This window comes from Actinosynnema pretiosum, from assembly GCF_024171695.1.
In the GTDB taxonomy this organism is placed as follows: Bacteria; Actinomycetota; Actinomycetes; order Mycobacteriales; family Pseudonocardiaceae; genus Actinosynnema; species Actinosynnema pretiosum.
This window is the reverse complement of record NZ_JAMTCF010000003.1, coordinates 34,631-46,671: the sequence shown is the minus strand read 5'-3', so window position 1 is coordinate 46,671 and position 12,041 is coordinate 34,631. Positions and strand designations below refer to the sequence as shown.

10 protein-coding genes and 2 tRNA genes are annotated in these 12,041 nt (G+C 73.1%); 10 read left to right on the top strand and 2 right to left on the bottom strand.

All coding sequences use genetic code 11. From position 1 onward, the window contains the following. On the bottom strand, positions 1-1,343 hold a 1,343-nt coding region (locus LV78_RS06545; RefSeq protein ID WP_253843829.1), incomplete at its 3' end, for an AAA family ATPase. A gap of 904 nt (positions 1,344-2,247) precedes the next feature. Between LV78_RS06545 and LV78_RS06540 the strand changes: the two genes are divergently transcribed. Both LV78_RS06540 and LV78_RS06535 read left to right on the top strand, forming a co-directional pair. Further along, on the top strand, positions 2,248-2,505 hold the full coding sequence (locus LV78_RS06540) for a hypothetical protein (protein WP_253843828.1): 258 nt from the start codon (positions 2,248-2,250) through the stop codon (positions 2,503-2,505). Positions 2,506-2,635: 130 nt separating this feature from the next. Then, a complete protein-coding gene (locus LV78_RS06535) occupies positions 2,636-3,385 on the top strand; it encodes a sulfite exporter TauE/SafE family protein (protein ID WP_253843827.1) in 750 nt (249 codons plus the stop codon). Positions 3,386-3,438: 53 nt separating this feature from the next. On the opposite strand, the gene hisC is transcribed toward LV78_RS06535, so the two are convergent. Beyond that, the gene (hisC, locus tag LV78_RS06530; protein WP_253843826.1) at positions 3,439-4,506 is read right to left on the bottom strand and encodes a histidinol-phosphate transaminase; all 1,068 of its coding nucleotides are present in this window, start codon (positions 4,504-4,506) and stop codon (positions 3,439-3,441) included. 121 nt (positions 4,507-4,627) lie between these two features. Between hisC and LV78_RS06525 the strand changes: the two genes are divergently transcribed. The 8 genes from LV78_RS06525 (at position 4,628) to LV78_RS06490 (ending at position 12,040) form a co-directional block, all read left to right on the top strand. Then, positions 4,628-5,311: a dienelactone hydrolase family protein gene (locus LV78_RS06525; RefSeq protein ID WP_253843825.1), complete on the top strand. Its 684-nt coding sequence runs from the start codon at positions 4,628-4,630 to the stop codon at positions 5,309-5,311. A 131-nt stretch (positions 5,312-5,442) separates the two neighbouring features. Continuing rightward, positions 5,443-7,125 carry a hypothetical protein gene (locus LV78_RS06520; protein WP_253843824.1) on the top strand — a complete coding sequence of 561 codons (1,683 nt, stop codon included), beginning with the start codon at positions 5,443-5,445 and terminating at the stop codon, positions 7,123-7,125. Continuing rightward, complete coding sequence (locus tag LV78_RS06515) at positions 7,125-8,441, top strand: hypothetical protein (protein WP_253843823.1); 1,317 nt, start codon at positions 7,125-7,127, stop codon at positions 8,439-8,441. Before LV78_RS06520 ends, LV78_RS06515 begins: the two co-directional genes overlap by 1 nt. After that, positions 8,438-9,196 (top strand): ESX secretion-associated protein EspG, encoded by a 759-nt coding sequence (locus LV78_RS06510; protein ID WP_253843822.1) that lies wholly within the window; start codon positions 8,438-8,440, stop codon positions 9,194-9,196. The genes LV78_RS06515 and LV78_RS06510 overlap by 4 nt, the downstream gene beginning before the upstream one ends. Positions 9,197-9,440: 244 nt before the next feature. After that, entirely contained in the window at positions 9,441-11,423 is a 1,983-nt protein-coding gene (locus LV78_RS06505; RefSeq protein ID WP_253843821.1) for an acetoacetate--CoA ligase, read from the top strand. 157 nt (positions 11,424-11,580) lie between these two features. Then, positions 11,581-11,669 (top strand) — tRNA-Ser (locus LV78_RS06500). A gap of 41 nt (positions 11,670-11,710) precedes the next feature. After that, positions 11,711-11,783: transfer RNA gene (locus tag LV78_RS06495), tRNA-Arg, on the top strand. Between the two features lie 80 nt (positions 11,784-11,863). Then, positions 11,864-12,040 (top strand): hypothetical protein, encoded by a 177-nt coding sequence (locus LV78_RS06490; protein WP_253843820.1) that lies wholly within the window; start codon positions 11,864-11,866, stop codon positions 12,038-12,040. Position 12,041 lies beyond the last annotated feature (1 nt).

Sequence of the window (12,041 nt, the reverse complement as noted above, 5' to 3'; positions counted from 1 at the left end):
AGGCGGTTCAGGTTGCGGGTGGCCCGAGTGAGGTGGGTGATCGCGGTCGTGATCCCCCCCTGCCCTTGGAGGTAGCGGCCGAGTTGGTTGAGCAGGTTGCAGGTGGTCGTGCTGTCACTATCGGGACTCGCGCGATCGAGCAGGACCTGGGCGTGTGGAAGGAATTCCAGGAATGCTGGCCAGTTCTCCGGGGTATCGGAGTCCAATCCGTCCAGGGCTTTGTTGAGCGTCGCAGTCGCCTCGTGCAGTGCGGCGGTGACATCGTCGGGATGGCGGTGTGGGTCCTGCAGGCTCGGGTCCGGGGTGCGGGTGATGGCCTGGACTAGGCGGTGCACGCTGATGGTGTCCTCGGTCAGGCTGATCATGCTGTGGGCGGCGAGTCTGCCCAGTGCGTCCAGCACGTCGGGTTCCTCGCCAGCCGCAGCGACGAACCTGCGGGGGATTTCGTCAGGGGCGTACCAGGCCAGTTGACGCAGCAGGCTCCCCGCCAGTGGGGTGTCGGCGAGCCGGTTCAGGGTGACTCGCCAGACCCTGGCCACGGTGCGCTGGGCATCGCCACCCTCCCCAGCGGCGGCGAACATGCGATCGGGGTAACGGCCCAGCAGGTCTAGGTAGGCGGCCGGTGTGATGCGGGCTTGGCCGATGTAGGCGCCCGCCTGCTCCACCGCCAGTGGCAACCACCCCAGCTCCTCGCACAGCGCGTCCGCGTTGGACAGGTCTGCCTCGGGCCAGTCGGTGCGGATAATCCGGGTGAGTAGTTCGACGGCTTGTTGTGGAGTGAGGACGTCTAGAGCGACGGTGGTGATGCCGCGCCAACCGGTGCCCTGGCGACTGGTGATCACGATCGTGCCCGTGTGCACGCGCTCCAACAGTTCGGCGGCGTCCGCAGGGGCGGTCAGGTTGTCCAGGACCAGCAGCCACCCGTTGTGGGTAGCCAACCACCGCACCCCCAGCGCGGCGCGGTGCTCCAACGGTAATCCGGCGGTGTCCTGGACAAGGGCCTCGGCCAGATCGGCCATCCCGGTGTCGATCGCGCCCGGCGAGTCGGCGACCACCCACCACACCGGCGAAAATCGGTCCGTCTGTCGCTCGGCGAACCGGGAGGCCAGCGTGCTCTTGCCAACCCCGCCAAGCCCATGCACCGCGACCACAACCGCCCGGCCCGAATCGGCCACCGCGGCGTCCAACTGCGCGAGTTCGTCCGTGCGCCCCACGAACACCTCCGGTGCGGCAGGACGCCTATCCACGCCAGCCACCGCAGGAACAGACTCCATGGCGGGCACGCGGAAGGGCTCGACTACCAGATCGCCGTTCACCACACCCACGGCGGTCTGCCCGGTCACGCCTCCGGTGAACGAGACCCCTGCGGCCCGCTGCTCCGACGCGGCTGGGCCTGACCCCGCGTCGGTCCGGTAGGGCCCGGCGGCCCTCCTGCCTGACCGAAGTTCATGCCGATCGTTGGGCCCGAGCCTGAGCCCCCGGTGACATCACCGTTCCAGACAACACCTCCGCCGGTGGCCGTCTGGGTCAACGATGTGCCTGTGGCGGTGGCTGTCTGGTTCTGCCGTCTGGCCACCATCAGCGCCCAGACCGCCACTACCAGCCCGCCGATCCCGGCAAGCCAGCTCAGCCCTTCGATCACCGGCCGTGCCGGATGCTGGTCATTACCTAGCCAGGACAGCGCGCCGAACCTCAATAACGCCCACATCCCAGCCCCGACGATGACCGCTACACCGGCTGTCCACCACGCACGACGCCACACGTCCACCAGGCGACCTCTCAACTCTCCAGCACCGCCCGCGACTGGGCAGGCCTTCACCGTGCTCGTATTTTCCGCGCCCGGCGCTACAGATCCAGGCATCTCCATCGCAGTCACCCGAACGGGTGATCTAGATTGACACTTCCCGTTCCATGGGTGGTGGTGACAGTTGTGTGGGGTGATCATGGCGGGGCTTGGGCTGAAATGGGTCTCAGTTCCGGTCTCAGTTCACTGACGTACAGACGGGCCACGGAGTTCGCTCATGTGCTGCTGAACTGTACGTAGGCAACCTCAGATAGACCTCTGTATCGTCCCCCCGAGAACTTGAAAGCGGGAGACCTTCACGGGTCCGGGGGTTCAAATCCCTCCGCTTCCGCAAGTCGCCGAAGGATTCGAGTCGGGCCGTTCCGCTTTCGGGTGGGACGGCCCTTCGGCTTTTCCGACGTCCGGCGGTCATTTCCCGGCGACCACCGTCCATACTCGGAACCGTGCACCGCTCCGACCGCGCCCCGCTGCTCGACCGCGTCCTCGAAGTCGTGAACCGGCACGACCCCGAGGGGCTGCTCGGGCTGGGCGCCCCCGCCGACGAGTACGAGTCCGAGGCCCGAGCGCTCACCGCCGTGCTCGCTCGTGGCGACGCCATCACCGTCGCCGACGTCCGGCAGGTCTGGGTCCACTCGTTCGGGGCAGCCCCCGACTCGCTCACCGCCCTGGCGCGCGACCTGGCGCGGCTCCCCGCCGCCTAGCCCTCCGGAGCGGCCGCGCCCCGACCCCCGCAAGTGATCGTGAGATGGATCGCCGCCCCGCCACAACGCCGGGCACCCGGTGTTAGCGTCCGCGCACTGTCCGCGATCGGTCGACGGTGGGGAGCGCGTGATGACGGTGTTCGAGGCGGTCGTCGTCGCCCTCGCGGGCATGTTCGCGGGCGCCATCAACACCGTCGTGGGCTCCGGGACGCTCGTCACCTTCCCCGTCCTGCTCGCCATCGGCTACCCGCCCGTGGTCGCCAACGTCTCCAACAGCCTCGGCCTCGTCCCCGGCTCGCTCAGCGGCGCCTACGGCTACCGCGAGGAGCTCAAGGGCCAGGGCGAGCGGATCAAGCGGCTGCTGCCCGCCTCGGTCCTCGGCGGGATCGTCGGGGCCGTCCTGCTGGTCGTGCTGCCCGAGTCGGCGTTCTCCGCGATCGTGCCCGTGCTCATCGCGGTCGCCCTCGTGCTGGTCGTCGCCCAGCCGTGGATCAACCGCAAGCTCGCCGAGCGGAAGCGGCCCGCGCACGGCGGGGCCGCGCTCTGGGCCGGGATCTTCCTCGCGGGCATCTACGGCGGCTACTTCGGCGCCGCCCAGGGCGTGCTCGTCATGGGGCTCATGGGCGTGCTCGTGGACGACCAGCTCCAGCGGATGAACGCCCTCAAGAACGTGCTCACCGCCTTCGTGAACCTCGTCGCAGGCGTCCTGTTCATCTTCATCGCCGACGTCGAGTGGCTGGTCGTCCTGCTCCTCGCCCTCGGCGCCGTCGTCGGCGGCCAGATCGGCGCGAAGGTCGGCCGCAGGCTCCCGCCGCCCGTGCTGCGCGGCGTGATCGTCTTCGTCGGGCTCGCCGCCATCGCCCAGCTGCTGCTCGGCTGACCGGCGCTGGGCGGCCCCCGCCGCATAGAGGGGGGACCGCCCGTGCCACGGCCTCAGCGCTCGAACGACCTCGCCGCCGCCAGGAACGCCTCGTTCTCCTCCGGCGACCCGATCGTCACCCGCGCCCCGTCACCCGCGAACGCCCGCACCACGACCTTCCGGTCCAGGCAGTGCTCGTTGAACGCCGCCGTCCGCTCGCCCAGCGGCAGCCACACGAAGTTCGCCTGCGTCTCCGGCACCTCGTACCCGGCCGCCAGCAGCTCCGCGCGCACCCGCCCCCGCTCCACGACCAGCCCCCGGCACCGCTCCAGCAGCTCCGGCTCGGCGTCCAGCGACGCGATCGCCGCCACCTGCGCCAGCGCGTTCACCCCGAACGGCACGTACACCTTCCGCAGCGCGTCGGCCACCTCCGGCGACCCGACCGCGTACCCGACCCGCAGCCCGGCCAGCCCGTACGCCTTGGAGAACGTCCGCAGCACCGCCACGTTGTCCCGCCCGCGCGACCAGTGCGCCTTGGCCAGCTCGACCCCGTCCGGCACGTGCGGGTCGTCCACGAACTCCTTGTACGCCTCGTCCAGCACCACCAGCACGTCGTCCGGCACCCGCTCGACGAACCGCTCGACCTCCTCGGTCCGCACGGCGGTCCCGGTCGGGTTGTTCGGGTTGCACACGAACACCAGCCGCGTGCTCGGTGTGATCGCCTCCGCCATCGCGTCCAGGTCCAGCGCGTGCCCCGAGGTCAGCGGCACCCGGCGCTGGGTGGCGCCCACGACCTGCGTGATGATCGGGTACGCCTCGAACGACCGCCACGGGAACAGCACCTCGTCGCCCTCGGCGCAGGTCGCCTGCACGAGCTGCTGGCACAGCGTCACCGAGCCGCACCCCACCGCGATCTGCTCCTCGGGCACCCCGAGCTTCCCGCTCAGCCGCTCCACGAGCGCCCCCGAGCCGCTGTCCGGGTAGCGGTTGACCGACGTGGCCGCCTCCGCGATCGCCCGCACCACGCTGGGCAGCGGTCCTGCGGACACCTCGTTGCTCGCCAGCTTGATCGCCCCCGGAACGCTCCGGCCCGGCACGTACGGGGGCAGCAGCGAGAGGTCCGGGCGGGTGCGCACGCTCATCCAACGTCTCCTTGTTCCTCGTCCGACCTGCACGTTATCCCCTGCAAACCGAGATGTTGCACACGCGGAGTACGGATCCTCACGTTGACCGCTGTTCACCCCGGCGTGGAAGGGTTGGGACATGAAGCAGACCCGCATCGAGACCCTCCAGCTCACCGACGGCCGCGAGCTGCGGATGACCGTCGCCGAGCCGGAGTCCGCCGTGCGCGGCGGACTGGTCGTGCTGCACGAGGCGCGCGGTGTCACCGACGCCGTGCGCGGTCTGGTGAGCGGCCTCGCGGCCGAGGGGTGGCTGGTCGTCGCACCCCACCTGTACTCCGCCGACGAGCTCGACGACGAGCAGGCGGGCACGGCCGTCGACGGGCTGGACGGCGAGTCCGTCCTGGCGGACACCGACGTGGCCTTCGTCTGGCTCGGCCAGCGCGGGGTGGGCGCCGACCGGATGGGCGTGATGGGCTTCGACCTCGGCGGGTCGGTCGCGATGGCGGTCGCGGCGAGCCGCAGCGTCGGCGCGGCGGTGACCGTCGGCGGCGGTGGCGTCCTCGAACCGCTCGCCGCCGGGCTGCCCCCGCTGGTCGACCTCGCGCACGAGCTGGCCTGCCCGTGGCTGGGGCTCTACGGCGCCTCCGACGACGGGGTGCCCGCCGCCGAGGTCGCCAAGCTCCGCGACGCCGCCGCCGGAGCGCACGTGGCCACGGACGTCGTCCGCTACGACGACTCCGAGCACCGCTTCGACACCTCGCTGTCGAACGCCTCGGACGCGTGGCAGCGCGCCCTGAACTGGTTCGATTCGCATCTCCGGTAGTCATTTCGCTACCCCTTGGAACCAACTTGGGTAGCGGGTACATCTAAGGAGGCGCGTCCAGGGCGTGCTGCCGCGCGCGCTGGTAACGCGCGGCGAGGTTGCGGCGAGAACGCAGTGCTAGGGGGTAGTGGATGAGTGACGGGAACACGGTGCGGCTGACGCAGGCCGCGCCCTCGGGCTTCCTCGGGGCGCAGGCGCCCGCGACCGGCCCGACGCCACCCGCCGACACGGCGTCGACCCAGGTCGTGCGGCCCGGTGACGTCGCGGCGGCGCAGGCGCTCGGCGGTCCGCCGGGCACGCCCGCGCGGGCCGAGGAGGAGGACGGGACCGAGGCCCCCGGCGCCGCGGCGACCAGGGTGCTGTCCGCGCTGGACGTGGCCGCGCTCGTCGCGCCCGCCACGACGACGCTCCTCACCGGCATCACCCGTACGGGTCACCCTGAAGGGGTGATACCCGATGGGGCGACGAAGCACCTTGGTCCGGCTGACCTGACCGAGGCCGCCCGCGCCGCCGCCCAGTCGAGCACCCAGTCGACCACCCAGACGATCTCGCTCAAGGACCTCGCGCACGTGCTGCCCGAGTCCTCGGCGACCCACCGGATCAGCGCGGCGGACGCCAGGGCCGCGCTCGCCGGGCAGGGGCCCGCCGCGACCCAGGTCGTGCCGGGCGCGCAGCCCGCGAGCGCGCGCACCGCCCCGCCGGGGAGCACCCCGCCCGGCGGCGCCACCGCCGCGGGCAGCGCCACCCCCGTCCCGCCCGCGTCCCAGAACCAGTCCGCGCAGCCCCAGTCCGCGCAGGCGGCGGGCGCGCCGGGCGGCCAGATCGTGCACGGGCCGGTCAGCCCGGCGCCCGCGCCCGCCGCACCGGCGCCCGCGCCCGCCGCGGCCCAGAACGCCGCGCACCAGACCCCGGACGCGCCCCTGGCGCCGGTGCCGAGCGGCATGTCGGCGGGCACCACCGCCGCTGCGGGGGCGACCAGCCCCGCCTCGGTCCCGCCCGCCACCACCGGACCCGCCGGGACGACCGCCGACCCGACCTCGGGGACGACCGCCGAGCCCGTCGCCGAGCCGCTGCCTGACCCGGTGGTCGATCCCGCAGCCGACCTCGTGGCCGCCCCCGTCCAGTTCGGGGCCGCGCCCGCCGCGACGACCGGAGCCGCGCCGATCCCGGCAGCCCCGCTCCCGGCCGCCGCGCCCCAGAGCACCACCACGCCTCAGGCCGCCGCGCCCCAGACTGCGGACCCGGCGACCACCGCGGCCTCGGCACCCGCCGCCGCGCCGACCACGCCCGTCACCGGCCCGGCGACCGCCGACCCGGTGACCACCGGTCCGGCGACCGACCCGACCGCGACCGCCGCCGCCCAGACCGCAGGCGCGGCGACCACCGCCGCCGGGGGCGCCGAGGACGACGCCAGCTTCACCGGGGCAGCCAAGGCCGACCTGGAGAAGGCGGGCGCCGCGCTCGACGCCGTCGACAAGGGCCAGGTCAAGCTCGCGATGGACAACCAGTCCGTCGACGAGCTGCTCAAGCTGATCACCGAGGCCCGCGACATGGTCAGCTCCGTCCACGTCACCGCGCTCACCAGCCTCGACGTGGAGCTGCGCTTCGGCGACAACTGGGTCGGCCGCTCGATCAGCAAGCGCCTGCACGACCTCGCGGTCGGCGACGAGTCCTCCGCGGTCAACGTGATCGGCGACTTCCTGCGCATCCTGCTGGAGGTGGAGGAGACGATCCGCAAGGCGGCCCGCAACATCAGGAACGCGGACGACGACGCCAAGGACAACTTCGACAAGTCCGGGTGGGGGCACCACTGATGGCAGGCGAGCAGCGCGACCACCGGAGGAACGGCGACCACGCCAACCAGGGCGGTGGCGACAAGAACGGCTACGGCCGGGACAACGAGCCGTCCGAGCTGGGGCAGAAGGTCGACTGGATGACCTACTCCCACCAGCAGCTCTACGACATGGTGCACACGGGCGTCGACCTGGACAGCGCCAACAGCGCCAAGACCGGCTGGAGCGGCATCGGCAAGTCCCTCGGCGAGGTCCGCGACCTGCTGGTCAAGGCGATCAACCAGTCCAGCCAGGCCTGGGAGGGCGAGACCGCCGACCGCGCCCGCGAGGGCCTGGAGTCGGTGATGAAGTGGGCGCAGAACACCAGCGACCACGCCGAGAACGTCGCCACCTGCATCAACGAGGAGATCCAGCACGTCGTCACCGCGCGCGAGCAGATGCCCGCGCCCGTGCCGCCGACGCTGCCCACCGCCGTCGCGCCCGGCGCGGACCAGGCCCTCGTCCCGGCCGCGACGGCCCGCAGCGCGGACCTCCCGGCCACCTCGACCGCCGAGTCCGCGCTGACCGGCTCGTCGACGCTCGGCTCGGCGCTGCGCCGCACGCCCACCACGCCCGAGTCGTTCGCGGGCCTGGACACCGTCGCCGCCCCGGCCGCCGAGACGACCGCCGCGGCCGACGCCACGCACCGCCAGGCCGCCGAGGTCATGGCGATGTTCCAGCAGAACTCCTACGCGGTCGACCTGACCGTGCCCAGCTTCAGCGCCCCGGTGAACCCGGTGGCCACCCCGACCCCCGGCGCCCAGGTCCCGCTCGCTCCCGGCGGCGCCACCCCCGACGGCCCGGCGGGCGCGGGCGGTTCCGCCGTCGTCAACCCGGCCGCCACGACGGGCCAGAGCAGCGCGGACCGGCAGCGCCAGCAGGGCGGTTCGGCCGGGCGCGCCGCTGCTATCGCAGGCGGGCGCGGCGGCGCGGGCGGTTACGGCGGCGGGGTCTTCGCGCGCGGTCGCGTCCCCTCGTCCGGCTCCGGCTCCTCCGGCGGGTCCGGCAGCTCCCTCGGCGCGACCCCGATCGGCGCGGGCGGCTCGTCCGCGAACGTCGGCGCGGGTCACGGCGCCTCCGGCTCGACCGGTGGCGTGACCAGCCAGTTCCAGGCGTCCAAGGCGGTCACCCCGCAGCACGGCATGATCGGCGCCACGCCGATGGCCGCACCGCCCCCGATGGCGGCGGGCATGGGCGGCGGCGGCAACGACTCGCGCAACCGGCCGGACTACCTGGAGGACGACGAGAACGTCTTCGGCGTCGACCGCAAGGCAGCACCCCCGGTGATCGGACTGTGACCGAGCGCGTCTTCCGGCTGAGCGAGCAGGAGTTCTTCCTGCTCTGGCAGTCGGTCCACGGGCCGGACCTGCCGGTGCCGCTCGGCACCCGGCACTACGGCCACACCCAGGCCGAGCGCGCGGGGCTGGTCGAGTCCGCGTCCCGCGCGCTGGCGGGGCGCGGGCTCGGCACCGTGCACCGGCCCGACGAGCAGCTGCACGAGATCCTGCGCGGGCTCGGCGAGTACGAGATCGGCCTGGAGGTCGTGTTCTCCAGGGGCGGCGACCAGGGGCGCGGCCTGGCCACCGCCGCGTGGCACGGCGCGTTCGCCGCCCGCGCGGCGGGCCAGGTCCAGCTCACCTCGTTCCACGCCACCGCGCTCGCCACCACGACCATCGCCACCCTGCCCGCGGCCCCCACCGGCTCCGGCCGCTCGGTCAGCGTCCGCTGGACCGACTACCTCGCCGCCGGTGAGGCCGGGCGGGTGGACGGGGCCGAGGGCTTCCTGGAGGCGCTCCGGTCGGTCGGGGTGCGCGAGCCCGAGGCGAACACCCTGCTGCGCGCCGTGATCTCCCGCAGGGGCGGCGGCCAGGTCGCCGTGATCGCCCGCAACCGGGCGGGCTACCTGCGCGCCACCGGCGGCGCGGTGTCCTGGCTGGACACCGCCGAGGGCCGCTACCTGGTCCGCCGCGACGGGCCGTGGCTGGTGCTCGCGCCCGCGAACGTCCAGCGCCTCACCAGCGCCCTGGAGGGCGTGGTGGCGGCGGGCCGCTGAGCGGGCCCGTCCTCGGGCGCTGCGCTCAGGCGCTGTTCCCCGGCGCTGGTCTCGGGCGCCCACCGATGGCGCCGACCGAGTGCTGCCCCGGCCGACGAGCGCCCGTCCACGCCGCCCCCACCCGCACCGGGCCGACCCGCGCCGCTCCCACCCGGTGCGGCCCCCGCACCCCGCCACCCGCCGTTCCGCCGCGACGGCCGCTCGGGGCATGGTCCGGGCCGCCCCCATCGGCTAGGAACGGAGCATGACCGACACGCAGACCGGCACCGCCGCCGGTTCGCCGGAGCCCCTGTGGACCCCCGACCCCGATCGGGTCGCGGCGAGCCGCATGGCCGCCTTCCGCGACTGGCTGCGCGCAGAGCGCGGCCTGGACCTCCCGGACTACCCGAGCCTGTGGGAGTGGTCCACGAGCGACCTGGAGGGCTTCTGGGGCGCGCTGGCCGAGTTCACCTCGACCCGGTTCCACGCGCCCCCCGAGCGGGTGCTCGCCGTCGACGCCATGCCCGGCGCGGTCTGGTTCCCAGGGGCCACCCTCAACTACGCCGAGCACGCCCTGCGCCACGAGGGCGTCGCGGTCGTGCTGCGCGCCGAGGACGGCCGCCGCGCCGAGCTGACCTACGCCGAGCTGCGCGCGCGGGTCGCCGCGGCCCGCGCCGCGCTCCGAGCGCTCGGCGTGGGAGTGGGCGACCGCGTCGTCGGCCTGGTCCCCAACACCCCGGAGGCGCTGATCGCCTTCCTCGCCGCCGCGTCGCTGGGCGCCACCTGGTCCTCGTGCTCGCCGGACTTCGGGGCGCCCGCCGTGGTCGACCGGTTCGCGCAGGTCGAGCCGAAGGTGCTGGTGGCGGTGCCCGGCTACCGGTACGGCGGGCGCGACTACGACGTGCGCCCGGTCGTGGCGCGGGTGCGGGCCGCCGTGCCGTCCCTGGTCGCCACCGTCCTCGTCGGAACCGGAGCGGGCCCCGGTGAACCCGACGTCCCGGCCCCCGGCGTCCTGGACTGGGACGAGCTGCTGGCCGAGCACGCGGGCGCCGAGCCCGCCTACGACCCGGTCCCGTTCGACCACCCGCTGTGGGTGCTCTACTCGTCCGGCACCACCGGCCTGCCCAAGGGCATCGTCCACGGCCACGGCGGCATCCTCCTGGAGCACCTGAAGATGCTCGCCCTGCACTCCGACCTGGGGCCGGGGGACCGGTTCACCTGGTTCACCACCACCGGCTGGATGATGTGGAACTACCTGGTGTCCGGCCTGCTCGTCGGCGCCACCGTCGTGCTCTACGACGGCAGCCCCGGCCACCCCGACCTGTCCGCGCTGTGGCGGGTGGTCGAGCAGGAGCGGGTCACCTACTTCGGCGCCTCGGCCCCGTACCTCCAGGCCTGCCTGAAGGCGGGCCTGCGCCCCCGCGACGACCACGACCTGTCGGCGCTGCGCGCGGTCGGCTCCACCGGAGCCCCGCTGACCCCCGAGGGCTTCCGCTGGGTCGCGGACGCCGTGGGCGACGTGCAGACCGCCTCGGTCTCCGGCGGCACCGACATGTGCACCGCCTTCGTCGCCGCCGCGCCGGACCTGCCGGTGTGGGTGGGCGAGCTGTCCTGCCGGGCGCTCGGCGCCGCCGTCGCCGCGTACGACGAGCAGGGGCGTCCGGTGGTGGACGAGGTGGGCGAGCTGGTGGTGACCAGGCCCATGCCGTCGATGCCGGTGCTCTTCTGGGGCGACGAGGACGGCTCGCGGCTGCGCGAGGCGTACTTCGAGACCTATCCGGGGGTGTGGCGGCACGGGGACTGGATCCGGATCACCCCGAGGGGCACCGCGGTCATCTACGGGCGCAGCGACTCCACGCTCAACCGGGGCGGGGTGCGGATGGGCACGAGCGAGTTCTACCGGGTGGTGGAGGCGGTCGACGGGGTGGCCGACTCGCTCGTCGTGGACACCTCGGACGCGGCCACCCCGGACGGTGAGCTGCTCTGCTTCGTGGTGCTCGACGCGGGCGTGCCCCTGGCGGAGGTGGAACCGGCGCTGCGCGCGGGATTGCGCGCCCAGCTGTCCCCGAGGCACGTGCCGGACCGGTTCGTCGAGGTCGCGGAGGTGCCGAGGACGTTGAACGGCAAGAAGTGCGAGGTGCCGGTGAAGCGCATCCTGGCGGGCGCCGACCCCGAGCGCGCGGTCAGCCGGGACGCCCTGCGCAACCGGGACGCCCTGCTCCCGTTCCTGAACTGGATCTCTCGCTGAGATGAACGTCACGGGGGCGTCCGACGACCTGCGGAAGTCGACGCCCCCGTGCCGTTCACGGCGGCCCTGACCAGCGAAGATCGTGTGGGGAGGGGGGCGTTTTGCTAGTCGGACGGGGATGTGTGTAATCTATGCGTCGTAGCCGAGGGGCTGCTCGGGAGGCTTCGCCTAGTCTGGTCTATGGCGCCGCACTGCTAATGCGGTTTGGGTTCACCCCCATCCCGGGTTCAAATCCCGGAGCCTCCGCAACACCCGGTGTGATAGGGTGATAACTGAAGAAAAAACATGCGCCCGTAGCTCAACGGATAGAGCATCTGACTACGGATCAGAAGGTTAGGGGTTCGAATCCCTTCGGGCGCACATCACGAATCAGGGCCCGGTTCCAGGAATGGAACCGGGCCCTGATTCTTTTGCGTGTTTCCCGGAACCCCTGGAAAGGGTTGTGCCCGAGGTCACGCGACCGGTCCTGCCCCGAGCTGCTGGTCTGGTGGGACCTGATCGCGCCGCACCACCTCGGCGCGCAAGAACCGCACGACGCCCCGCCGCACGACGCGGTCGCCACCTGGTGGACGGGCAAGGCCCGGTCCTGGACGGCGGTCGTGCGGCTGCGGGGGTGAG